General features: G+C 45.2%; 23 protein-coding genes. 6 read left to right on the plus strand and 17 right to left on the minus strand.

Translation table 11 applies throughout. From position 1 onward, the window contains the following. Positions 1-73: 73 nt before the first annotated feature. The 5 genes from DW677_RS03830 to DW677_RS03850 all read right to left on the minus strand — a co-directional run bounded on the left by DW677_RS03830 (position 74) and on the right by DW677_RS03850 (position 3,907). The gene (locus DW677_RS03830; RefSeq protein ID WP_117472007.1) at positions 74-637 is read right to left on the minus strand and encodes a hypothetical protein; all 564 of its coding nucleotides are present in this window, start codon (positions 635-637) and stop codon (positions 74-76) included. Continuing rightward, a complete protein-coding gene (locus DW677_RS03835) occupies positions 606-1,262 on the minus strand; it encodes a hypothetical protein (RefSeq protein ID WP_117472009.1) in 657 nt (218 codons plus the stop codon). Before DW677_RS03835 ends, DW677_RS03830 begins: the two co-directional genes overlap by 32 nt. 278 nt (positions 1,263-1,540) lie before the next feature. After that, positions 1,541-3,283: a DUF2326 domain-containing protein gene (locus DW677_RS03840; protein ID WP_117472011.1), complete on the minus strand. Its 1,743-nt coding sequence runs from the start codon at positions 3,281-3,283 to the stop codon at positions 1,541-1,543. A 1-nt stretch (position 3,284) separates the two neighbouring features. Next, complete coding sequence (locus tag DW677_RS03845; RefSeq protein ID WP_117472014.1) at positions 3,285-3,533, minus strand: hypothetical protein; 249 nt, start codon at positions 3,531-3,533, stop codon at positions 3,285-3,287. Further along, entirely contained in the window at positions 3,533-3,907 is a 375-nt protein-coding gene (locus DW677_RS03850) for a hypothetical protein (RefSeq protein WP_117566511.1), read from the minus strand. Before DW677_RS03850 ends, DW677_RS03845 begins: the two co-directional genes overlap by 1 nt. A gap of 139 nt (positions 3,908-4,046) precedes the next feature. Between DW677_RS03850 and DW677_RS03855 the strand changes: the two genes are divergently transcribed. Next, a complete protein-coding gene (locus DW677_RS03855; RefSeq protein WP_117566512.1) occupies positions 4,047-5,774 on the plus strand; it encodes an IS1634 family transposase in 1,728 nt (575 codons plus the stop codon). Between the two features lie 68 nt (positions 5,775-5,842). Here DW677_RS03855 and DW677_RS03860 read toward each other — a convergent pair whose 3' ends face one another. The 6 genes from DW677_RS03860 to DW677_RS03890 form a co-directional block, all read right to left on the minus strand. After that, entirely contained in the window at positions 5,843-6,976 is a 1,134-nt protein-coding gene (locus DW677_RS03860; RefSeq protein WP_117566513.1) for a metallophosphoesterase, read from the minus strand. Positions 6,977-7,653: 677 nt separating this feature from the next. After that, a complete protein-coding gene (locus DW677_RS03870) occupies positions 7,654-8,880 on the minus strand; it encodes an immunoglobulin-like domain-containing protein (RefSeq protein WP_117551949.1) in 1,227 nt (408 codons plus the stop codon). Further along, positions 8,877-9,623 carry a type II secretion system F family protein gene (locus DW677_RS03875; protein ID WP_242990544.1) on the minus strand — a complete coding sequence of 249 codons (747 nt, stop codon included), beginning with the start codon at positions 9,621-9,623 and terminating at the stop codon, positions 8,877-8,879. The genes DW677_RS03870 and DW677_RS03875 overlap by 4 nt, the downstream gene beginning before the upstream one ends. After that, positions 9,604-10,779, minus strand: coding sequence for a CpaF family protein (locus DW677_RS03880; protein ID WP_117471202.1), 1,176 nt, complete (start codon positions 10,777-10,779; stop codon positions 9,604-9,606). Before DW677_RS03880 ends, DW677_RS03875 begins: the two co-directional genes overlap by 20 nt. 50 nt (positions 10,780-10,829) lie before the next feature. Then, positions 10,830-11,846, minus strand: a complete 1,017-nt coding sequence (locus tag DW677_RS03885; protein WP_117471196.1) for a ParA family protein — start codon at positions 11,844-11,846, stop codon at positions 10,830-10,832. 94 nt (positions 11,847-11,940) lie between these two features. Beyond that, complete coding sequence (locus DW677_RS03890; RefSeq protein ID WP_117566514.1) at positions 11,941-12,324, minus strand: hypothetical protein; 384 nt, start codon at positions 12,322-12,324, stop codon at positions 11,941-11,943. Positions 12,325-12,887: 563 nt separating this feature from the next. Between DW677_RS03890 and DW677_RS03895 the strand changes: the two genes are divergently transcribed. The 4 genes from DW677_RS03895 (at position 12,888) to glgB (ending at position 16,917) form a co-directional block, all read left to right on the plus strand. Further along, complete coding sequence (locus DW677_RS03895) at positions 12,888-13,223, plus strand: metalloregulator ArsR/SmtB family transcription factor (RefSeq protein ID WP_015552883.1); 336 nt, start codon at positions 12,888-12,890, stop codon at positions 13,221-13,223. Between the two features lie 179 nt (positions 13,224-13,402). After that, complete coding sequence (locus tag DW677_RS03900) at positions 13,403-13,633, plus strand: YaaL family protein (protein WP_117471201.1); 231 nt, start codon at positions 13,403-13,405, stop codon at positions 13,631-13,633. A gap of 5 nt (positions 13,634-13,638) precedes the next feature. Continuing rightward, a complete protein-coding gene (locus tag DW677_RS03905) occupies positions 13,639-14,976 on the plus strand; it encodes an alpha-amylase family glycosyl hydrolase (RefSeq protein ID WP_117566515.1) in 1,338 nt (445 codons plus the stop codon). A gap of 3 nt (positions 14,977-14,979) precedes the next feature. Next, entirely contained in the window at positions 14,980-16,917 is a 1,938-nt protein-coding gene (glgB, locus tag DW677_RS03910; RefSeq protein WP_015552880.1) for a 1,4-alpha-glucan branching protein GlgB, read from the plus strand. 246 nt (positions 16,918-17,163) lie between these two features. Here the strand turns inward: glgB and DW677_RS03920 are convergent, their stop codons facing one another. The 6 genes from DW677_RS03920 to DW677_RS03945 form a co-directional block, all read right to left on the minus strand. Beyond that, positions 17,164-17,523 carry a DUF1667 domain-containing protein gene (locus tag DW677_RS03920; RefSeq protein WP_015552878.1) on the minus strand — a complete coding sequence of 120 codons (360 nt, stop codon included), beginning with the start codon at positions 17,521-17,523 and terminating at the stop codon, positions 17,164-17,166. 3 nt (positions 17,524-17,526) lie between these two features. After that, complete coding sequence (locus tag DW677_RS03925; RefSeq protein ID WP_117566516.1) at positions 17,527-18,795, minus strand: FAD-dependent oxidoreductase; 1,269 nt, start codon at positions 18,793-18,795, stop codon at positions 17,527-17,529. A 17-nt stretch (positions 18,796-18,812) separates the two neighbouring features. Further along, positions 18,813-20,249, minus strand: coding sequence for an NAD(P)/FAD-dependent oxidoreductase (locus tag DW677_RS03930; RefSeq protein ID WP_117566517.1), 1,437 nt, complete (start codon positions 20,247-20,249; stop codon positions 18,813-18,815). Between the two features lie 215 nt (positions 20,250-20,464). After that, complete coding sequence (locus DW677_RS03935) at positions 20,465-21,178, minus strand: MIP/aquaporin family protein (protein ID WP_015552874.1); 714 nt, start codon at positions 21,176-21,178, stop codon at positions 20,465-20,467. 188 nt (positions 21,179-21,366) lie between these two features. Next, positions 21,367-22,863 (minus strand): glycerol kinase GlpK, encoded by a 1,497-nt coding sequence (gene glpK, locus DW677_RS03940; protein ID WP_117566518.1) that lies wholly within the window; start codon positions 22,861-22,863, stop codon positions 21,367-21,369. An 88-nt stretch (positions 22,864-22,951) separates the two neighbouring features. Further along, entirely contained in the window at positions 22,952-23,521 is a 570-nt protein-coding gene (locus DW677_RS03945; RefSeq protein WP_117566519.1) for a glycerol-3-phosphate responsive antiterminator, read from the minus strand. A gap of 676 nt (positions 23,522-24,197) precedes the next feature. Between DW677_RS03945 and DW677_RS03950 the strand changes: the two genes are divergently transcribed. After that, positions 24,198-24,893 (plus strand): response regulator transcription factor, encoded by a 696-nt coding sequence (locus DW677_RS03950; RefSeq protein ID WP_015552872.1) that lies wholly within the window; start codon positions 24,198-24,200, stop codon positions 24,891-24,893. Positions 24,894-24,903 lie beyond the last annotated feature (10 nt).

A 24,903-nucleotide genomic window follows, 5' to 3' on the forward strand; every position in this document is an offset into this window, starting at 1 on the left:
TCCTTGCATACTATTCAAAAAATACAGCTCTCCTTCCATGGTATTAAACTATCGAAAGATATAAAATTCTCTATCATAATGCTCCAAAAACAATCCCTCCTTTCTGAATGTCAGGTTCCTGCTCTTCTCCTTTCAAACCTTCTTCTGTAACCAGAAAGAATTCATCTCCACTGTTCCAAAAACTGACATACAGTTCTCCCTCTGAAATTTTGATTTCCCTCTGTTCAAACCCCTCTCCCCATCCATCGCTTTCCTGCCCTTCCCAGTACTCCTTCACTGCTTCAATCTCTCTTTCAGAAAGCTGGTTATAGCTTTCTACTTCCAGCACTCCCCACAATTCCCCCTGCCAGACTTCCACAGTAGGCTTCATGCTATAAATCTTTTCTTCTAATTCTGGAATATCCAAATAAACCGCCAGTCCTCTGTCTCCTTCTTCCGGAAGGCACTCCTTTGCAATCTGTTCCAGAATTTCCGTCTCATAGCTGCACAACTCAGCTGGAAATACCTCCTCACTGCATTCCTCCAACTCTATCCAGTCATCCTTTGCATATATGATAGCTGTCAAAGGGCTAAAAAGCCGAAGCACAGAACGCTCTGTTGTTTTTTCACTGCTGCTGTCCAATTCTGCTCCTGTCAATCCTTCTTTCCTCCTCTCGTAAAAATCTGCTTCCATGCCTACGAATCACACAGGCCGTCATAATCCATTCAAATGCCCGGTCGCTGACCAGATCTGGATCTATAAGTTCTGATAAACGGATATGCCTGCTTCCCTGATATAGGTCCCTTGCCATATGAAACAAGACATAGCCATCCAAATCAACACCATGGATATGGATTCTGGCAAAATGAATTCCCTCCTGGTCAATCACCTCTAATGCTCTGCTCCACAAAAATCGATCTGCGGAAAGAAGATAAACCGCAGAACAGGTCGCTGCTTCTTCAATGGCTCTGCTGCACTTCTCTCCCATAGCCAGAAACCGTTCTCTATGACCGTTTTGAAAAAAGCACGGATTTCTTCTCCCTGTCAGACGACACACGCGGTTTACAAAGGTGCTGACAGCCACTTCCTCTGCCAACACCTCCAGAAGCTCATAAAACGGGACACAATCGGTCACATGGCTTTCACACAGGCTGCGCTGATTTTCTAGACAACCAGAAAGGTGACTGATAACCATTCCGCTTCTTCTTGGACGAAATCCCGGTATGTGCTGCATTTCCTGCTCCACTCCAGCATAAGTTGTATCACTCATAAATCGAATCATTGTATTCCTCCTTTATTTTCACCTGTTTTTAAACACCAAAAAGACAATCACACTTTGCTAAATAAAGCATGATTGCCTTTTAAGTTCCTACTATAATTTCAGCTACAAAATCACAAATCTATGGCATTCTCTTAAAAATACCCCTCCTTCCCCATCAGCCATATGTTAACTGTCCACTTTATTCTACTTTCAAGTATATAAGCTCCTCCAAAATCTCTACAAAAACTTTAAAGTCAGTGATTACATAATTGTAAGCACTGACTTCCTTGATATAATATTTAATATTTAAAACCAAAGAATCTATGTGTATCTTTATACTCCCTGTCGAATTCAGCAACAACCGTTCCTTGGCTCTTCAAAAATTCTAAATCCTTTTCATCTAGTTCTGATTTGTTTATTGTAATAAAATATTGACCTGTACCCTTTCTTTTTAAATACTCATCTACATATTTTATTACTTTTGCTTTAGCGTCTGGATTTGGTTTACAATAAGAACCATCATGTATAAGAAATTGACATCCCGCATTTAAATCTATTCTATTCAAGAAAAGAGCTAAATCGAACATATTAATTTTCATATACAAACGTCCATGTGAGTTTTCATCTGCAATCTGACATGTAATTTTCACTCTACCCGTAGCAGAGCTTTTTTTAACATCATTCTCATAATTATAAGTTAAATCACCAGATTCATCATAAGCCGTTTCAGTCAATGTTTTAAAATGGGTTTCAATATTTATTATATTATCTTCGTACTGATTATAATCCTTCTCATATTCAAATGTTTTTTCTAATATCTCCTTTCCTTTTGCATTTAATTCTTTTGTCAATTTATTGATCTCATTATACTTATCAATTTTCATTTTAATATCTGCTAGTTTTTGGTATTCTACATTTAATTGTTCATTAATATTATGTATATCATCCACTAGCTGTGTGTTCTGAAATATTTTGGTGCTCTCCGAAATTATTTTTTGCAAACCTTTTTTTTCATTTTGTAATTTTTCAAGTTCTCCTTCAAGCTTTTCTATCCGATTTTTAAAATAATCCCCTCTATTTTCAAGCATATAAGAAAAAAACATTTCCATCTCTTCATAGTTTTTCTTCAACTCTTCCGGAAAATATTTCAATATCTGCTCATAATATATCTGCAAATTTACTAATTCACACATTTTTTGGTGTCGCTGTTCCAAACCCTCAACATTTTGCTCGAACTGTTTTTTACTGTATTCTTTCTTAAAAATTTGTGATTCTACTTTTTTTAATTCTTTTTTTGCTAAAATATATTTTTCTTCATCATAATCAATCTTATCACTTACATTGACAGAATCTAACATATTTTTCATTCTATTTATTTCTGATTCTAATTTAATTTTGTCACTTTTTAACTTAGTAATGTCTTTGGCTAATGTTTTTATAATTTTAATTTCTGTTTGTAATGAAGCCTGTTCATTTTTCAGCTTATTTATTTCCGTCTCATAATAGATTGGTAATAGTGATAAAAAATCTAAACATTGACTGTTCTTAATAGCCTTACGTTTACTTAAGGTAATATCACTAAACCCTTGCTTTTCATCTCGAATCAGATATTCTCGTATTGTCTGAAGTGAGGGAGCCTCTTCGTAATTTAAATTGCCAAAAACATAATCTTGTACTTTTATACGATAACTTTCCAGATCATACATATTCCATCCCTTTAAATCCAATGCTACATTTTCGGAAATGTACCCATTCTCGTCATCGATTATTTGCCTTGCCAAATATAGTACCTTACCATTAACTTCAATTTTTAGCACTAATAAAATATCTCTTTGGGCCAGTTCTTCTTTGTGTTGAAAATCCTCTGGCATTTTCGCTCCTAACAGCATTCGAATAGCATCAACCATTGCCGTTTTTCCTACACCATTAGAATCTTTTTTTGCGACACCTAATATTACATTCAATCCGGACGTATTAAATACGTATTTTCTAATAATCTCTTTTTCTTTTAATGAAATAACATAAAGTTCTTTCAAAATCATATCATTCCACCACCAATTTGATTTTTTTATTTTCAATGTCAATTTTACCTATCCCAAAAAGAAAAAGTATCGCTAAGTAAATACTTGTTTCAATATTTACACTCATTTCTGTAAAGAACTTTTTTTCATATAACTCTACTATCTTACCAAACTCTTTTTCGCTACCCTTTAGCAGCTCAATAATATTCTTAGAAATATACAAAATATTTTCTTCTATTGATGAATATTTATTAATTTTAAAATAGTCCATTATTCCTCCTGAATTGAATCATTAAAAATATCACATTCATAAATTGACCAGTATACTAATATTTTAAAATATGTCTTTAATTTTGTATTAGAATAATTTAATTCATCTTTATAGATCTGAAATATATTTTCTACAATTAGTTCTATTATTTCATTTCCATCTATAGCCTTTTTCCACACTTTGTTATATTCAGAAATGACTATATTAGGAATACTTTCACGTTCTATTTGTGTCAAAAGTGTACTTTCCATAATCTCATCAATTACAGGAAAATATCTGCATAAGGAATGATATTGTTTCTCAACACTTTTATTACATTTCATATTTGAAAATTTTTCAAATACATCTTTCGGGTCTATATTAATATCTTCCATTCCGCGGGAGTTTGACACATCAAAATTAAAAAGGATACTGCAAAGCCTTGAAACAGGCTTATTTTTTTGTCAAATTTTTGTTTTTATTATATAGTAATATATGGTGATATATGTTATAATAATGACAGAGGTGATCATTATGCGTGTAACAACATCAAAATCGAAAAATTCTGAGTCATTTTATATTACACAATCCTATACAAGTGCTCAGGGAAAAAGTACTTCAAAAACAATCCGTAAATTAGGTACTTTGGCTGATTTATCAAAACAACTTCATACGGATCGCGAAGGGGTTCTCGCATGGGCAAATGAACAAGCCCGTCTTGAAACTCTGAAATATAAAAGTGAAAAAGAAGATGCAACTGTTATGATTCCATTCCATTCAAATCGGTTCATGGACTATCATAAACAGAAACTTTTTTCTGGCGGTTATCTTTTTCTTCAATCCATTTATTATGGACTGAAAATGGATTCTATCTGTCGAAAAATCAAAAGCAGGCATAAATTCGAGTATGATCTCAATGCGATTTTGTCAGATTTGATCTATACAAGAGTGTTGGAACCTTCCAGTAAAAGTTCTTCCTTTCGTGCTGCAAAACAATTCCTTGAACCACCAACATATGAACTTCATGATGTATATCGCGCTCTTTCCGTTCTTGCATCAGAAATGGATTTTATTCAATCGGAAGTTTATAAAAACAGTTTTTTCCTCGGAAACAGAAATGATCGGATCCTTTATTATGACTGTACAAACTACTACTTTGAAATTGAACAGGAAGATGGAGACAAGAAATATGGGAAAAGCAAGGAGCATCGTCCCAACCCGATTATCCAAATGGGACTTTTCACAGATGGCGACGGAATCCCTCTAGCATTTTCTCTTTTTCCGGGAAATCAAAATGAGCAGAAATCTTTGAAGCCTTTAGAAACTAAGATTCTTCAACAATTCGGTTGTGAGAAATTTATTTATTGCAGTGATGCCGGGCTTGCTTCCGAAGATAACCGTGTACTCAATCATATGGGACAACGGGCATTTATTGTCACTCAGTCAATCAAAAAGCTGCCTGCTGAAGATCGGGCATGGGCTTTGAACAAAACAGATTTTAAACGATTATCAGATGATAAAGTTGTCGATATTACAAATTTAACAGAAAACGATAAAGAACAGCTTTTCTATAAAGATGAGCCTTTTACAACCAAAAAGTTACATCAACGATTGATCATAACCTACTCCCCTAAATATGCTGCTTACCAAAAAGCTATCCGTGCAGAGCAAATCAGTAGAGCAGAAAAAATGGTTGCAAATGGAACTTTAAAAAAGCAACGCAAAAATCCAAATGATCCTGCTCGATTTGTAAATAAGGTTGCTGTCACAAATGAGGGGGAAAAAGCCACAATCCATTATTATCTTGATCTGGAGAAGATTGCAGAAGAAGAAATGTATGATGGACTTTATGCCATCTGTACAGACCTGCTTGATGATGATGTTGCAGATATTTTAAAAGTAAGTGAAGGAAGATGGCAGATTGAAGATTGTTTTAGAACTATGAAAACTGATTTTGAAGCCAGACCGGTTTATTTAACCCGTAAGGATCGCATTAAAGCACATTTTCTTACTTGTTTTCTTGCATTGCTCCATTTTAGATTATTAAATCGTTCTTTAAAAGGAACTTATACGACCAGCCAATTACTTCACACTTTGAAAGATATAAAGTTTGCTGATGTCGAAGAGCAAGGATTCATGCCGGTATATGAACGTCATGAAATAACCGATGACCTCCATGAAGCCTGTAAATTCCGAACTGACTATCAATTCATAACAAAACGAAACATGAAAGGAATTCAGAAAAAAAGTAAACGAAGATAAAATATTACTATATTTCGTGTATGTAGCTCAAAGTGCCACAGTCCTTGTATTTACAAGGGTTGCGGCACTTATTTGACTAAACAACTGTCAAAGATGGGATATTGTTTCTCAACACTTTTATTACATTTCATATTTGAAAATTTTTCAAATACATCTTTCGGGTCTATATTAATATCTTCCATTCCGCTATGCTTCAATTTCTCATGAAATTTCATCATAAATCTTCGAAACTCATCTTCATCTAAATCTTCATCCTCTACATATACATTTGAATCCTGTTTAAACCTATCAAGATTAATTTCCATTTCACCAGGAACCGCTCTCCGACCATCTATTCCTCCAATCGCCCAGCATTCTTCATCTTTGAGCCATTTATAGGATATTAACTTTCCTTTTTTAGTATCCATATCTAATTCGCCTATTATAAATGTAACTGTTGCATAATTATCTACTCTACCGCTTCCACACTGATATGTTGGAATTGTCCTACCTCCACTTAAGTCATAATCATATGCTCCCTTGTGCAAATGACCACACAAATAAAAATCAATATTAAAATCATTAAAATTATTCCATATCTTTTTCTGAATACCATTCATAAAACACGAAATAGGATGATGGCCAATCGCTATGTTAATACAATTCTCTTGATCTTTAAGCTGCTTTATTTCATTATAAAATGAATCTATTTCCAAAATTAGTTTTCCATCATCTTCATCTGTTCCTGCTGTAAATGCAGTATTCATTAAAAAGATATTATACTTTTCCTTTTTTACGAGACGATATATGTAGTTACTGTTTTCACCCTTTACTTTATTATAAAACGTCATATATTTTTTGAAATCTTTTTGTAACTGTTCTATTGTTTCTTTTTCGAATTTAAACTGCTCTGTTCTCATCCCATTTAACAAAACACTTCTCATCTGGGTTCTTTTTAAATCATGATTTCCTGGCACTATAAACAATTCATCAATACTTACACCAGAAACATCTACTAAAGATTCAATAAATTTTTTCAAATTTGCATCGTATCCACCACCTTGATACGCCAAATCTCCCGAAAGCACAACAAAATCCACTTTATTTTTTTCGAACACTTCTTTCATTTTATCAATGATGCTGTCTCTCATTCTCTTAATTTCATAACTTTCACCATCAGAAAAATGTACATCTGATAAATGTAACCATCTCAATGTATCCATACCGCCCTCCAAAAATATTTCTAAATCACATTATAATATTCTTTTACTGCTTTGAATACATTTTTCAACAAATTATTTTCAGATGTTTTTCATATTAAAAAGTATTACTAATTTAAGACCCTGTCAAATGTAACATTAACAGTTCAGCCCTAAATCTACAATATGAATATAGATTCCACAGGTTTGCTTTTACTGGGAAATCCTTTCTATATATAAATCTAGTTGTAAATGGAATCTGGTGACAGTCGCACCAATCCTGTATTTGCTTCATCCGTATGGATTCCCCCGCATCGATTCTGTTTACTAAGCATTGTCTCTTAAAATCATCTACTTCAGCTCTAAAAAATAAGTAAAACAGTACATTATAATATCTGAGCACTACAATCCCATCTGCTGTTTTTCCCTTTGACCTCATACACACTTTCACCTCTCGCTGTATATTCAGTTCTGTTTATCTACATATTTTAACTCTATACACCTTATACCCACTCAATGATAAGGGGTTAATATTCCTACGAGGATCAGAACCACCTCAATAACTCCAACGCCATCTTCTTCCATAAGAAATCTCTTCAACTGCATACATACACCTCCCATATCCCTTCTGGATCTTCTCATTCCTGCCGCAGGCATTTTCCGCCGTGCGGCTAAAACAGAAAGGATCCTTTTTTCAGTCTCTACAGTGACAAAAATGCCGGTGCCACCACCATGACCATCACAACTCCCAGCATGAGAAACATCGGGATCAGAAGCTTTGTGGACGCCTCCTCGCCTTTTCGGAGCGCAAGTTCTTTTCTCTGACGGAATGCCGTCTCCATCTCCTCCTCGAGAAGCCGCCTCAGATCTTTTCCTCCCGTACTCACACTGTTTCCGAGCAGGGACGCAAATTTTATATAGCATCCCAGACCGATCCGCCGTCCAAACTCCCCGTATGCCCGGATCTCAGGTGTCCCTGTCTCCATCTGGTTCAAGGCAGTCCTCATCTCCCGATATACCGGATGGATAAGCACTGTATTTTTGCTCTCTGCATCCACGACCTGCTTTTTCCATGCCTGGCGGACCGGATAACCGGCCCCGGTCAGGACCACAAAGTCCGACAGCAGCTCCGGATAGTCCAGGATCATCCGGTCTTCCCACTGCTTTTTCGCTTCCTTTGCGTCACTCTTTTCCTTCAGGAATAGACATAGCGCCGCAGCGATCCCCAGAAAGATCAGTCCGCCGTTTCCGCATCCATCTGCCGACCGATAATGGAGAGTTCTCCCGTCAAAAGTTTCTGGAAGCACCACCTGTCCTGTCTCCAGATCTTTCTCCGCAAGCTTCCCCAAAAACGCGGAAAATGTTTCTCTCAACGTCTCGGTCTCTGGAAACACCGTCACAGGAATCTCCACCCAGGTAACCGAAGATCCGTTCATAAGTCCTGCCCGCAGAGTCACCGTTTTCCCGCTCTCAGGCATCTCAGATCCGATCAGTCCCATATCGCTCACGGTCTCGGGGTCCCCGGACTCCCATTCAACAGAAAGTCCATACTTTACGAGGGTCCTGGTAAGGTTCAGGTCACTCTGTACCTTCGAAAGAGACGAATTTCCCCCTAATATCTCCCCCTTCAGGTACTCCATGATCCCCGGAAGTTCTTTCTGAACCTCCGCGTCTGACATTTTCCTCTCAGGAACCGTGACTTTCACCTGTTCCTCCCCGTTTTCCAGACCTTCCACCAGAAGCTCATACTGCCGATCCCCGCCGCCATACTCATTTCGGGCGAGAACCCCGTCACGGACAGGATCCCCTATTTCTCCTACCGCCTCCGATAACCCGTAAAGCACAAAACCAGAGAGCACACATGCCGCATACTTTCCATACTCGTTTCCGTACTCGTTCAACCTGCCTCTTCGCGTTTTTTCTCTCATACTTCGATCTCCAGGAAATAATCAGCCAGCCAGCATGAAGCGAGATAGACTGCAAGGCAGACCGTCATCAGCATCCGTCCGATCAGCGTTGTATACAGAATCCCAAAGAACCCCGGTGACGTCAGCTCAATGTAGATTACGATCAAGACGGGAATCCCACTCATGATCCTTTGCTCCATGCGTTTTGATGCCGTTGCCGTCAGGATCTCCTCCTGGATCCGGATCTTTTCCCCGATGATCTCTGCGGTCCTGGTGATGATCCGCATCAGTTCTCCGCCGCTTTTTCTCGCCGCAAGAAACACGTCCGCAAAATTTTTCACATCGTCCAGGCCGCTTCTCGCCGCAAAGTCCCCCAAAGCATCCTCAAATGTCAGATTCATCCGGACCTTTCGCAGGATCAGCCGGATCTCCTTCGCGATCATGGAATCGCTCCCGTGAATCTCCTCCATCTCCTTTAAGCTCACCGCAAACGCATTCTCCACCGAATACCCCGCATTCAGCCCTGATGCCACTGCGAGGATCGCGTCCTTAAACTCTCCCCGCAGTTTTTCCATCCGCCTCTGCTTCAGCTTTTTCTTTAAGGCCAGCGGAAACAGGATCCCCGCCGGAAAAATAAGCAAAATCAAAAGAAAACTCCGGTAAAACACATAGTCCAGCGCCGCTGCCAAAAGAATTCCTTCTGCCCCGTAAAGCACCCACTCCCTTCGGCTCAGCGTATACGTCTCATACTCGATACCCTGCAAGTCTGAGTTTTTCCCGGTGCTTAAGCGTTCCGATCTGCTCAAGACTTCCTTCCACTTTCCCTGTATTTCCGAAACCGTCTCCTGCTTTTTCCGCTTCACGGAAGGTAAACAGGGGATTGAGGATGATCTCGCCGTTTTCAAATCTGTCCACCTCCTCGATCGCCGTTACTTTTCTCGTCTTGTCCCGCATTCTTGACACATGGACCATAATGTCCACCGCCGACGCGATCTGGCTCCGGATCGCCGCCAGCGGCAGATCAGCTGCCATCAGCACCATAGTCTCAAGCCTGGACAGCATATCCTTCACACTGTTGGCATGTCCGCTGGAAAAGCCGCCGTCATGTCCTGTGTTGAGGCTCTGTAAAAGGTCCAGCGCCTCTTTTCCACGTACTTCACCGATAATCAACCTGTCCGGCCGCATACGAAGGGCCGCCCGGATCAGCTCCCCGATCCCAATAGCCCCGGCACCTTCCGCATTGGCTTCCCTCGTCTCCATCCGCACCAGGTTTTCGATGTGGTTTAACTGCAGCTCCGCTGCGTCCTCGATCGTGATCACGCGCTCACCGGGCGGGATAAACTCTGAGAGTGCATTCAAAAAGGTCGTTTTTCCCGCTCCGGTTCCGCCGCTGACGAAAATGTTGTACCGCGCAGCTACAAGTGTTTTTAAGAGGTCCGCGGCTTCCGGGGAAATACTTCCATAATCCAAAAGGCGTTCCATCGTCATTGGCTCCGGAAATTTCCGGATCGTCAAAATCGGACCGTTTAACGCTATCGGCTCCAACACCACATGAACTCGGGATCCGTCTGAAAGCCTGGCGTCCGCCAGCGGCATCGACGTGTTGACGATACGGTTCACACTGCTGACGATCTGCTGGATCAGATCTTCCAACTGCTCCCTGGATTCGAAAGACTTTTCCCACCGCCCGATCTTTCCCCCTGTCTCTACGAATACCTGGTCCGGCCCGTTCACCATGATCTCCGTCACCCTCGGATCGTCCACCAGCTCCTGCAGGATATCCAGACGTCTGAACGAATCAAAGAGTTCCCGGTGAAGCTTTAGGCGCTCCCCAAGTGTCTGCGGGAATTCCTCCGGCTGTTCCTCCATACAGACATCCATCCTCCGATCGATAAGCTCCGCGATCTCCTCGTCCGACATCTGCCGGTCATATGTCATCTCTGCCAGGATCTGCGCCCGCAGCATCTGTTTCAGCTGTCCCATAAGTTCCTCTGTCCTTTCAGCAGACTCCTCACAAAATCACCCATATCCCCCCACAGAAGTTCCTGGGGAAAATGCTCCATTCTTCTCCCGCCGGTCACCATCGGCACATGGATCTTCTGGATCTTTTCCATGACCGCGCCGTTTCCCACTGCCTCCAGGTATTCCTCAAACTCCCGCATTTTTTCTGCAGAAAACGGGTCCTCCCGGATCGGCGTGTAGATCACCTGGCATTTTTCCAGTAACGGCAGCGCATCCCGCCCGTAATCCCCCACATCGAGAACCAGCGTCGTATAATTTCCTTCCTGCAGGATCCGTTCCAAAAGATCCGCCATCTCCTGCACCGACAGCTGCGTATAGTCCTGTGGAATGCGGATCGGCGGGATCCACGCCATGTCCCCCAGATAATAGACGATGGAATTCAGCCGGACCACATGAAAACGGTCCTGTTTATAGTAGTAGATGAGGTCTGAAAGATCCCGTTTCCACCGCTCATTTAAGAGTCCTGTAAATCCTGTAAAGGTATCCAGTGTCACAAACAGGACCTTCTCCTCCTTAGCAAGGATCTGTCCGATTGCTAACGCCAGACATGTCTTCCCGCATCTTCCGATGGGCGAGTAGACACCGATGATCCGCCTGGACTGGTCAGTAGCTCCGGCAGTATTGGGCCGGATTCCCGGAATCTCACTGTAGACAGCCATCACCTCCCGGATAATATCGTCCCCGGATTGGAACTTATAGATCTCTTTTCCAGAATCCATCTGCTTCTCTGTCTCCTCAGACATATAGATCTTCTGGGCCGACGGGATTCCGGAAATATCCCCGGAATCCGTCCGTTCCCCCGAGAGCAGGACATCGATCTCATGCTTTTTTGCGTACTCTGCCAGCTTTTCCTTTGAAGTAAACACCTGGGCAATAAAAACTCCCTTTTCCTTTCGGTTTACATAATCAGACAACCGTTCCGCATACCTGGTATCCGCGTCATAAACCGCCATCATCTTTTTCATGTCTTCTCATTTCCTTTCCCCCGCCGGAATCAGACTCCGGCATACATTTGATCAGACCGCTACGCAGTCCTGTAAGATATGCGTTCCCGTCTCTTTACTGGATCAGCATAAACAGACAGTATCCCGCAAACAGATACGACCCCAGCCGTAAAAGACCTTCTTTCTCAAAATACCCCGGATATTCCGTGAGCCGCCCTTTAATTCCTGTCTCCACCGCAAATCTGGCGGCCCGCTCCATGCGATACCAGAAAGTTCCCTGTTTGATCATCCGGTAAGACGCCGCTACAGCAGCAAAGACCATTCCAAGACCAATTACAAGCACGCCATCCCAGACTCCCAGAAATCCAGTGACTACTCCCATAAGCTTGATATCCCCCGCGCCGATGGTCCGGCACAGGAAAAACGGGTAAAAGACCGCGCATGTCCCCACAAACCGCAGGATAAATGATCCAACCTCGATAAACGCCAGAGTCACCAAAGGCTGCGCCCCCGACGACTTGTTGCTTTCTACAAAAGCAAGGACTATTCCAGCCGCGATCCCTGCTATGATCTGAATGTGAAAGATCTTTCCTTTCTTTCAGTCTGTCACCGCTGCGGACAGCAAAACTGCAAACAATACCACGATAAGATCACCTCCCGCACAGCCATCTTTTCCAATCACCTTCCCCGGAGAACAGAATTCTCCCGAAAGGATCAAAAAAGAGCCTTTTCCCAGTTACTGCAATTCAAAAATCAATACGTTAAACGGATTTCATGCCCTGAATCCGGGCATCCGGCGAAGCTGCCGGTCATACATCTGCTATCTAGAAATGAAGAACTCATTTCTGAATGTGCCCCTATTATCTCTGAATTTTGGCCGAAAGTCAATTTCAGTTTCGTAAAATCAAGGTGCCATTTTTCGTCAAATTTTACCAAAAAATATTATGTCACCCATCATTTTCCAGAAATGTTGAACAATTCATTGACGCAATTCAGGAAAAATGGTAAAATGCAATTAAGTTTAAATTTTTAAACCAAAACATTCCGGAAAGGAGAGAATTCATGATCTCAGAAAATCTTCTGGGCGATATCTTTGAAGAGTGCATTCCTTTATTTATTGCGCTCGGTGACCGAACAAGACTGACGATCCTGCAGTGTCTCTTTGAGACACAGACCACTGGTGAAGGACGGATCCCCGGCTTAAATGTCAACGAGATCACGGACCGGACAAGTCTCTCCCGTCCAGCTGTTTCTCACCATTTAAAGATTTTAAAAGATACCGGCCTGATCGATGTTTTAAGAAAAGGCGTGTGCAATTATTATTATCTCACAAACAAAAGCGCCATCGACAAGCTCGGTCGTCTGAAAGAAGAGCTTGAAAAATATCCGGAATCCTGAATATTCCGGGTGAATGATCCTCATACTACCAATTACAGAAACTTCTGGTTTTCTCCACAGACAGACGCGCCGCGATCCGGCAAAGCCTATCTGTGAACAAAATTCGGCAAAACAGCCTTCGGCCGCCTGAAACAGACTGCTGTTGGCACTATCCGTAAAGGAATTGGGGTATGATATTTATGTTTTTTTCGAAAAAAAATGCTTCCAAACAGGCTTACCGCCGGGAAACAAATGAACTGAAGCGCCAGATCGAGCTCAGCAAAACGGCGATCTTATCCGCCCAGAACCAGTTCGAACAGGTCGTTGACCCGACCTTAGTCGACTGCTATATCTATGAGCTGAACGCCGCGCAGCTCCGGTATCAGTTTCTTCTCCGCCGCCTGAAAAAACGGGAGCTTCAGGAGGTCTGATAACCATGCATACCTGGTACGAACAGGCTGTCTTTTACCATATTTATCCCCTTGGACTTTTGGGGGCAGAAAAAACAAACACGCTCACAGAGACCGCCCACCGGCTCACGGAGCTTGAGTCCTGGATCCCGCATATCAGCGACTTAAATGGCTCCGCGATCTACATCGGACCGCTCTTTGAGTCCTGCACCCACGGCTACGATACAAAAGATTTCCGTCTCGTGGACCGCAGACTTGGTTCCAACGAAGATTTTGCCCGTTTTGTGCGCCTCTGCCATGAAAACGGAATCCGCGTTGTGGTGGACGGCGTCTTCAACCATACCGGACGTGAGTTTTTCGCTTTCCAGGATATCCGCGAAAAGCGGGAAGCTTCCCCGTATAAGGACTGGTACCGCGGCGTAAACTTCGGCTGGGGAAGCCCTTTGGGTAACCCATTCGGCTACGAGGCCTGGCAGGGACATTTCGAGCTCCCCTGCTTAAATCTCTGGAACCCGGAGGTCCGCCAGTATCTGTTTGACTCGATCCAGTTCTGGGTCGACAACTTCAATATCGACGGGATCCGCCTGGACTGCGCGAACGTCCTGGATTTCGGGTTCATGAAAGAGCTCCGGGAAAAGACCTCCGCCATGAAACCTGATTTCTGGCTCATGGGCGAGGTGATCCACGGCGAATATAACCGCTGGGTGAACCCGGAAATGTTGCATTCCGTGACAAACTATGAGCTTCACAAGGCGCTCTACTCCGGTCACAATGACCACAACTACTTTGAGATTGCCCACAATGTGCGACGTCTGGAGGCGGTGGGAAGATCGCTTTACACCTTTGTGGACAACCACGACGAGGACCGGATCGCAAGTAAATTAAACAACCTGGCAAACCTGTTTCCGGTGTACCAGCTTCTCTTCACTCTCCCCGGAATTCCTTCTGTCTATTATGGAAGCGAGTGGGGAATTGAAGGAAAGCGTTCCAGAACATCCGATGAGGTCCTTCGCCCGGCACTCAACCTGTCTGACATGCTTGGAAAAGCTCCGGAGCTCGCGTCCCACATCGCGGCACTCGGAAAAATCCACACAGAAAATGACGCGTTTCACAACGGCTCCTACAAGGAACTTCTCCTCACGAACCGCCAGTATGCTTTCAGCCGGTCCGGGGAACATGGAACCGTGATCTCCGCTGTCAATAATGATGAACAGCCGGCATCCATCTCGATCCCGCTGCCATGCGCAGCCTCAGATGTTGTATCCCTGCTGCCCGGAGAGATCCCATTCTCCCTCGAAAACGGCAGACTTTCCGTCACGCTCCCGGCAAACGGCGGCGCGATCTTTAAACTTCAGGAGGTTTAAGTGATGACAAGAACAAAGAAAACCACAGCTCCTGCCAAAACAAAGGAGATCGGTCTCGGTTTCATCACCGAACTGGACCGGTATCTCTTCGGACAGGGGACCCATTATAAAATCTTCGAAAAACTTGGTGCACATCCAAAGACTTATAAGGGGAAAGCCGGAATGTATTTTGCCGTCTGGGCTCCCCACGCAAAGGCCGTCGGTGTTGTGGGCGATTTCAACGGCTGGGATCCGGACGCCGCACCGATGTCCCCGTTAGCTGACTCCGGAATCTACGAGGCGTTTATTCCCGGCGTCGGTCTCGGAGAACTCTATAAATTCGCGATCACCACACAGGAGGGAATGATCCTGTTCAAGGCTGACCCGTATGCGGTCCATGCGGAATTCCGTCCGGGAACCGCTTCTATCACAGAAGACATTAACGGCTTCAAATGGGATGACGCAGCCTGGATGGAGACAAGAAAAAAAGCTGATCCTGTGAAATCCCCGATGGCAATCTACGAGGTCCATCTCGGTTCCTGGCGCAAGAAAGACCGTCCACAGAAGGAAGGTTACTATACATATATGGAAGCTGCCCACGAGCTGGCTGATTATGTAAAGAAGATGGGCTACACCCACGTAGAACTCATGGGAATTGCGGAACATCCATACGACGGTTCCTGGGGCTATCAGGTTACCGGCTACTACGCGCCGACTTCCCGTTACGGCACTCCAAAAGAGTTCATGTACTTTGTGAACTACCTCCACAAAAAAGGGATCGGTATCATCCTTGACTGGGTTCCGGCCCACTTCCCGAAGGATGCCCACGGACTTGCCGACTTCGACGGTCAGCCGCTCTATGAATACGCAGATCCGCGAAAGGGCGAGCACCCGGACTGGGGCACAAAGGTCTTCGATTACAGCAAAAATGAGGTCAAAAACTTCTTGATCGCTAACGCCCTCTACTGGGTAGAGAACTTCCATGTTGACGGTCTCCGCGTAGATGCCGTCGCGTCCATGCTGTACCTGGATTACGGCCGCAGCGATGGAAACTGGGTTCCGAATAAGTACGGCGAGAACAAGAACCTCGAAGCCATCGAGTTCTTCCGCCATTTGAACAGTGTCCTCACCGGACATCTCACCGGTGCCATGATGATCGCTGAGGAGTCCACCGCATGGCCGGGTGTCACAAAACCGCCGGAAGAGGGAGGTCTCGGCTTCACCTTCAAGTGGAACATGGGCTGGATGCATGATTTTCTGGAGTACATGAAACTGGATCCATATTTCAGAAAATTCAACCACAATAAGATGACATTCGGCATCACCTACGCCACCAGTGAGAATTATATCCTGACGCTGTCCCACGACGAGGTCGTTCACCTGAAGTGTTCCATGATCAACAAGATGCCGGGCTTAAATGGCGACAAGTTTGCGAATCTGAAAGCAGGATACACCTTCATGATGGGGCATCCGGGAAAGAAGCTCCTGTTTATGGGCCAGGATTTCGGTCAGTATCATGAGTGGGATGAGAAGGTTTCCCTCGACTGGTATCTCGCCGACGAGCCGCTTCACAAAGACCTGCAGAAATATTACAGCGACCTGCTGCATGTATACCAGAAATATCCGGCACTGTGGCAGCTGGATTCCGACTGGAACGGTTTCCAGTGGATCAACGCCAACGATGGTGACCGCAGCATCTTCAGTTTTATCCGCCGTGATGAGACGGGCAAGAAGAATCTCTTATTCGTCATTAACTTTACACCGGTTGCACGCGACGATTACCGGGTAGGCGTTCCGAAGTCCGGAACCTACTCCCTGATCCTGGATTCCGAGCATGGGCTCTACAAGCGCGGCGAGCATGCATTCTCCGCCCGCTCCAAGAAGAGCGAGTGCGATGGCCAGCCATACTCCTTTGCGTATCCGCTGCCGGCGTACGGGACTGCAATCTTTAAGTTCAACTAAAAATATATATTTTGCAAGTAACACATCCGTCCTGAATCCACTAAAAACAGGTTCAGGACGGATGTTCTGATTTTCACAAACAGCACACCCAGATACATATTTTCAGGAAATTCTGACACATGCAGCTTTGTTGCAATTTCCCACATAAAAAGGAACTGCCCGACTTCCATTCTCCTCAGAAAACGGTAAGCGGACAGCACCTCAATCATCACCTATATTTCTTGCATTTATTGACCTTACTTACTCTTACTCCACGTTCTTCGTCGCCACAACATCAACTCCCGTTCCGGCAACGTCCTTCATGATCACATCCCCGATATGCACCGGAGCAGCAACCTCGACTGTCTTTAACGCTTTCACACAGTCAAAGATCTTTCCCTTCGGGATATCTTCTTTCGTCTTCACCGACACCATGTCGATACTTCCGCCGGATACCCGGACTGTGGAAGTCACGATCCTCGTCGGGTTTGTCACTTCTTTCCGTCCATAGATCTCGCCGCGCTTACAGGTATTTCCCGTCACGCTTACGACCTCACCGCCGTCCATCGTTACGACAAGAGGACAGCCCATCGGACAGCCGATACATGTTAATCTTCTTTCCTCCATCGTCTATGCCTCCTCGATTTTGACCGTGATCGTCTCAAGATCCGGATATTTCAAAAGATCTGCCTTTTTGAATTTCAGTTCCTCCATCTCCCCCGGTGCCACGACCGGACGTTTTCTGTGGATCACACGTTCGTCACCGAAATACGCACTCACATAGCAGTTCTTATAAACACCACCCACGCGGAAACGAACGGTCAGCTCCTCGTCCATTCTCGCCGGATCGATGGTTCCCGGAACTGTGTAGCGCACACCTTCGATCGGATTTAAGACGATCTCATGTCCGCCGGACGGACGGTTCTCGCCCTGTTTCACATAGGCCGCCGCATTCTTTCCGGCAATCGCCGCCTCCTCAGATACAAAATCCACGAGATCATGGACATGAAGCACATTTCCGCAGGCGAAAACACCCTCAATATTCGTCTCAAGACTTTCGTTGACCTTCGGACCGGATGTCACCGGGTTCATGTCCACGCCCATTCCCCTGGATATCTCATTCTCCGGGATCAATCCGACGGAGAGAAGCAGCGTATCACAGCTGTATTCCTCTTCCGTTCCGGGAATCGGATTTCCTTTTCCGTCTACCTGGGCCAGTGTAATTCCTTCCAACCTCTCTTTTCCCTTGATGTCCACCACCGTATGGCTCAACTTTAGCGGAATTCCATAATCATCGAGACACTGGACGATATTTCTCTTTAATCCGCCGGAATACGGCATCAGCTCCGCAACGACTTTAACCTTCGCGCCCTCAAGCGTCATTCGTCTCGCCATGATGAGTCCGATATCTCCGGAACCTAAGATCACAACTTCGCGTCCCGGCATATATCCCTCAATGTTTACAAGCCTCTGAGCCGTACCTGCAGAGAAGATTCCCGCCGGGCGGTATCCGGGAATACTTAAAGCGCCTCTCGACCGCTCTCTGCATCCCATTGCGAGGATCACTGCTTTCGCCCGGATCTCGAAGAGACCTTCTTCCCGGTTCATGGCCGTCACGATCTTCTGCTCACTGATATCCATAACCATAGTGTTCAGTTTATACTCGATATTTAATTCTTCTGCCTGTTTAATAAACCGTCCCGCGTACTCCGGACCCGTAAGTTCTTCCTTGAAGGTGTGGAGTCCAAAGCCGTTATGAATGCACTGGTTTAAGATTCCGCCCAACTCCCTGTCACGTTCCAGGATCAGAATACTCTCGATTCCGTTTTTTTTCGCGGAAACTGCAGCGGCAAGACCCGCCGGTCCGCCTCCGATGATCACAATATCATACGATTTCATGCTCTGACACCTCCCTTTTATAACGAATCCTTATTGATTCCCTTGACGATCTGCGAGTTTCCGCCGGATTTTGTGATCTCAAACATGCTCTTATGGCATTCTCTCGCAAGGATCTCCATAGTTCTCGGAGAACAGAAGCCTGCCTGACAGCGCCCCATTCCGGCTCTCGTTCTGCGTTTTACTCCGTCTAAGGATTTTGCGCCTAAAGGTCTTCGGATCGCATCGATGATCTCGCCTTCTGTAATCATCTCGCATCGGCAGATAATATTTCCGTACTCTGGTTTTTCCTTAATTAACTGGATTCGTTCTTCCTTACTTAAAGTATTCGGATTCAGAACACCTTTTCTCGTCGCGATGAAGTTCTCTTTTTCCCTGAGATCCATCTTCTCTTTCAGGATATCCGCCACCATCTCGCCGATCGCAGGGGAGCTTGTCAGACCCGGAGACTCGATTCCCGCACAGTCGATAAAGCCTTTTGCGTCCTCCAGCTCACCGATCAGGAATTCATGTCCATCCTCATGGGCACGGAGTCCGGCGAAAGAAGTGATCACCTGACGCATCGGAATGTTCTTCACATTCATCTCTGCCTTTGTGATAACTTCATTTAAGCCCTCTCTCGTAGTATTGGTTCCCTCTTTATTCTCAATATCGATTGCTGTCGGTCCCACCAACAGATTTCCGTGGACCGTCGGTGTCACGAGAACGCCTTTTCCGTATTTTCCGGGAAGAGCAAACACCGTATGGCTCACATGATTTCCGGCAGTTTTATCGAGCAGACAGTAATCTCCACGTCTTGGGGTGATATGGATCTTCTTGTTGCTTACCATATTGTGGAATTTGTCTGCGTAGACACCCGCCGCGTTCACGACATACCGCGTCTTATACGTGCCCTTGCTTGTCCGGATCTCCCAGCCGTCTTCCACCGGTCTTAAGTCGGTGACCTCCGTATCAAAATGGAATTCTACTCCATTCGCGTTGGCATTCTCCGCCATAGCGATATTTAAGTTAAACGGACATACGATTCCGCCCGTGGGCGCGTAGAGAGCTGCGCATGCCTCATCGGAAATATTCGGCTCCATCGCCCGGAGTTCTTCCCTGTTTAAGATCCGAAGATCCGGTACTCCATTTGCAATTCCCCTTTTATAGAGAGTTTCGAGACCTGACATCTCGTCCTTATGCAGACATACTACCAGCGAACCATTTCTTTTGAATGGGAAATCCAGGTCTTTCGACATCTGTTCCATCATCTCGTTTCCGCGCACATTGAGTTTCGCCATCAGGGAACCTTCCGCCGCGTCATAGCCCGCATGGACGATGGCGCTGTTTGCCTTGGAAGTGCCACAGCACACGTCCTCTTCTTTCTCCAGCACACAGATCTTTGCCTGATACCGCGACAATTCCCTCGCAGATGCCGATCCGGCTACGCCTGCTCCGATTATGATCACATCATACATTTACCGTTCACTCCTTTACATCCTGTCTCTTTTAGAAGTTTTCCGCCATATCCCACAACCTTGGGGAGCCGGCGGCATCCGTCCTTGAGAAAAAAGAGCCCGCCAAGTAAACGCATACCCTTATGCGGTTATCCTGTCAGGCTCTCTCATCTCATGCCATAATTATCTGATTGTCAAGCTGTACTGCACCGGGCACAGCCCTCTGTTATTTTATCCTACCACGGGATCGCTCCATAAAGGAGAACCGCCACGATTGCGCCGATGATCGGTCCAACGATCGGAACTACGAGACCGTAAGAGAAGTTGGAATCGCCTTTGTCCTTGATCGGAAGGACTGCATGTGCAAGACGAGGTCCTAAGTCTCTTGCCGGGTTGATCGCATAACCGGTAAGTCCGCCGAGGGACATACCTACGGAAACGATGATTCCGAATACGAAGAGTTTATCAACACCTGTGGAAAGTCCTGTTACATTGCCGATACCTTTGATCGCGAAAACGAGGATGAATGTACCGACTGCTTCGCTTAAAATGTTTAATCCAGTGTTCGGGATCGATGGACCTGTACAGAATACGCCAAGCTTTGTTCCCGGATCTTCTGTAGCGTCAAACTGTCCCTTGAAGAGCAGGTAAACGATCGATGCGCCGACAAATGCACCTGCCAGCTGTGCGATCACATATCCGGGCACCATAGACCATGCGAAGCTTCCCTCTACTGCCAGTGCGATCGTGAGCGCCGGGTTGAAGGACGCGCCGGAAGCTTCTCCGAAGATAAATGCCGGTACCAGAACCGCAAGGCCCCATGCCAGTGTGATCTGGACAGCTCCTGCACCTTTCATTCCGGACTTGTTGAGGTTTACGTTTGCAACAACACCATCACCGAGGATGATAAGCATCATGGTTCCAAGAAACTCTGCAATATAAGGCAGCATAGAAAATCCCCCTTTTTGTTGTTTTAGGCATCTCCGGCTTTCGTTCCCCTCAAAAGCCGGAGACAGTTTTCTGCTTTTTCAAAACTTTCTGATTTGTTCCCGCAACTTCGGGTAATGATTCCCATTCAAGTCCATTTTTTACAAGCCGCACGTCTTACCCAAAACCTTTTCCTCATTTAATATCTGGTTTAATCTTCTTTTGCCCAGCCGTAAGCGTATTTCACAGCCTTATTCCATCCCTTGATCCTTTTCTCTCTCTCAGCAGCCTCGATCTTCGGCTCAAAGGTCTTATCGATCGCCCAGTTCTTGATAACGTCTTCCTTGCTGCTCCAGTAACCAACTGCGAGACCTGCAAGATAAGCGGCACCCATAGCGGTTGTCTCTACGCACTGCGGACGGTTCACCGGTGCGTTGATGATATCGGCCTGTGTCTGCATTAAGAAGTCGTTGGCACTTGCGCCGCCGTCAACCTTAAGAGCCGCAAGCTCGATACCGGAATCTGCCTTCATCGCTTCCAGAACGTCATTTACCTGGTATGCGAGAGATTCCAGAGTCGCACGGATAATGTGGTACTTATTGACACCACGGGTGATTCCTACGATCGTTCCGCGCGCGTACTGATCCCAGTGCGGAGCTCCGAGACCTGTGAATGCCGGTACAACATAGCAGCCGTTCGTATCTTTTACTTTCTTTGCCATGTACTCGGAATCCGGTGCGGAATCGATAATTCTTAACTCATCGCGGAGCCACTGGATCGCAGCGCCTGCAACGAAGATAGAGCCCTCGAGTGCGTAGTTGACTTTTCCGTCTAAGCCCCATGCAATTGTTGTAACAAGACCGTTCTTTGAGAAGATCGGCTTCTCACCGGTGTTCATCAACATGAAGCAGCCGGTTCCGTATGTATTCTTCGCTTCACCAGGATTGAAGCAGGTCTGTCCGAACAGTGCGGACTGCTGGTCACCTGCAGCGCCTCCGATCGGGATCGGTCCGCCGAGGTAAGACGGGTCTGTCTCACCGTAAATACAGCTTGACGGCTTCGGCTCCGGGAGAATGCACTTCGGGATATCGAGTTCCGCTAAGATCTCATCGTCCCACTGTAAAGTATTGATATTGAAGAGCATTGTACGGGACGCGTTGGAATAGTCTGTGACATGAACCGCGCCCTTTGTAAGTTTCCAGATCAGCCATGTCTCAACCGTACCGAATAACAGCTCGCCCTTCTCCGCTCTTTCTCTCGCGCCCGGTACATTGTCAAGCAGCCATTTTACCTTTGTGCCTGAGAAGTATGCATCGATCACGAGGCCTGTTTTCTCTCTGAACTTGTCGGTCAGGCCTTTTTCTTTTAAGGTGTCGCAGTATTCCGATGTTCTGCGGCACTGCCAGACGATCGCGTGATGGATCGGCTCTCCGGTATTCTTATCCCAGATGATCGTTGTCTCACGCTGGTTTGTAATACCGATCGCCGCGATGTCCTCTGCGGTGGCACCGATCATGTTCATCGCCTCTACGGCAACCCCCAGCATACTTGCCCAGATCTCGTCTGCATCGTGCTCTACCCAGCCCGGCTTCGGGAAGTACTGGGTAAACTCTCTCTGCGCTACACTGCACATCTCACCTTTTTCGTTGAACAGGATACACCTGTTGCTGGTTGTCCCCGCGTCGAGTGCCATTACATACTTTGCCATACCAATTCCTCCTTCAATATAGTTTTTCCCATGCTTTATCTCAATTGCCCTTTTCCCGGCATTGAAACAGCTTGTGTTATCAGTCTATTCACAGCTTCCAGACTTCATGCTTCGTAGATGAAACTGCCATTGCTCCCGCTGTGAGAGCACTCATAACGGATTCCTTCTCGGAGATCAGTCCGCCTGCGATGATCGGCGCTTTCGACACCTTACACATCTTTGAGATGACCTGTGGCATGATTCCCGGAAGAACCTCGATATAATCCGGCTTTACCTGATGCTGCTGCTGTCTTAAATTTTCATACGCCATGGAATCCAGCAAAAAGCACCTCTGGACCGTTATGAAATCCAGTTCATTTCCCCGCCTGATCAGTGGGACCTTTGTACTAATGATCCCATCTGCCTCCGTCGACATTTTAATGAAGTCCACCACGATCTCCTTGCTGCTTAAACCCACGATCAGGTCTACATGCACGATCACGATCTTCCCGGCGTCCTTTAAACGTTTTACGATCGTCCGGATCGTACAGATATCGCCGAACAGGACAAATACCACGCGGATCTCTTCCAGCGAACAGCAAAGCTCCAGATCCTCCATGTTTTTGATCGCTGCGATGATCGGGTTTTCTTCCAATGCATGATAAAAATAACGTTTCACTAAACTTTTCTCCATTTCTCAAAAAGAAAAGGAGCGCACCAAACAACAGCTAATCGTTAGCTGATCACATTTTGCTCTCCTATCACGGCTTCTTTTTTAAGTTAACTCAATCATAACACATTGCACAACTATTATCAACCTTTTCACGGTAAAATATGTATTTTGTACAAATCTCACAAAGTTTTCTATATTTTTTTATTATTTTAACCTCTTGCGTGATTATTTATCCCTCGCTTTCACAACATTATACACAAATTTTTGCGTTCATATTTTTTTACCTATTCCACTGCATCAAATCGCCGCGTCGTACCAAAAGCTTTTCTGAACTGAAATTTTTGTACAATACAGTAACACCTTTGTTACTTTTCATGGGTAGGAATTTTCTGAACTAAAAATTCCGTATGATACCGTTATGGCCGCGGATTTTGCCGATTCGGAATGCGAAGCATCGGCAAAATCCTGTTACAGTGCGCGGGCATGGAGTATCCGTGTACTATAACACTCCTTTACATCTCTACATAAAAATTTAAGAACGTTCCTTATGTTTTTGCGTCATTTTTATGCTATACTGGATTATGATATATTTTTTTCTTTGATTTGATTTTTTTGTAACTGGAAACATGATCAGTTACGATTTTTCATCTTTTATTATGTCTGATATGAGGAGGAATCGATTATGCCAACCATTCTCGTCTGCGATGACGACAAACAGATCGTAGAGGCGATCAATATTTATCTGACCGGCGAAGGTTTCAATGTAATTAAGGCCTACGACGGCTACGAAGCACTGGAGCTTCTGGAGAAGAATGAAGTAAACTTAATGATCGTGGATGTCATGATGCCGGGTCTCGACGGAATCCGCACCACACTTAAGGTCCGCGAAACCAGCAGTATCCCGATCATCATCCTCTCCGCGAAATCCGAGGATACCGATAAGATCTTAGGGTTAAACATCGGCGCTGACGACTACATTACAAAGCCGTTTAACCCATTAGAACTCGTAGCCCGCGTGAAATCCCAGCTCCGCCGCTACACCCAGCTCGGCAATTTGAACCAGCAGGGCAGCTCCCAGGTCTACAAGTGCGGTGGACTGATGATCAACGATGAGAACAAGGAAGTTACCGTCGACGGAGAGCCGATCAAGCTGACACCGATCGAATACAACATCCTGCTTCTTCTCGTAAAGAACGCGGGGAAAGTTTTCTCTATTGATCAAATTTATGAAAAAATCTGGAATGAAGACGCAATTGGCGCGGATAATACCGTTGCGGTCCACATCCGCCACATCCGCGAGAAGATCGAGATCAACCCGAAAGAACCCCGCTACTTAAAGGTAGTCTGGGGCGTCGGCTATAAGATCGAGAAACAGTAAGGAGAGTCCA

Origin of the sequence: Clostridium sp. AM25-23AC (assembly GCF_003435125.1) — a bacterium.
Lineage (GTDB): Bacteria > Bacillota > Clostridia > Lachnospirales > Lachnospiraceae > Pilosibacter > Pilosibacter fragilis.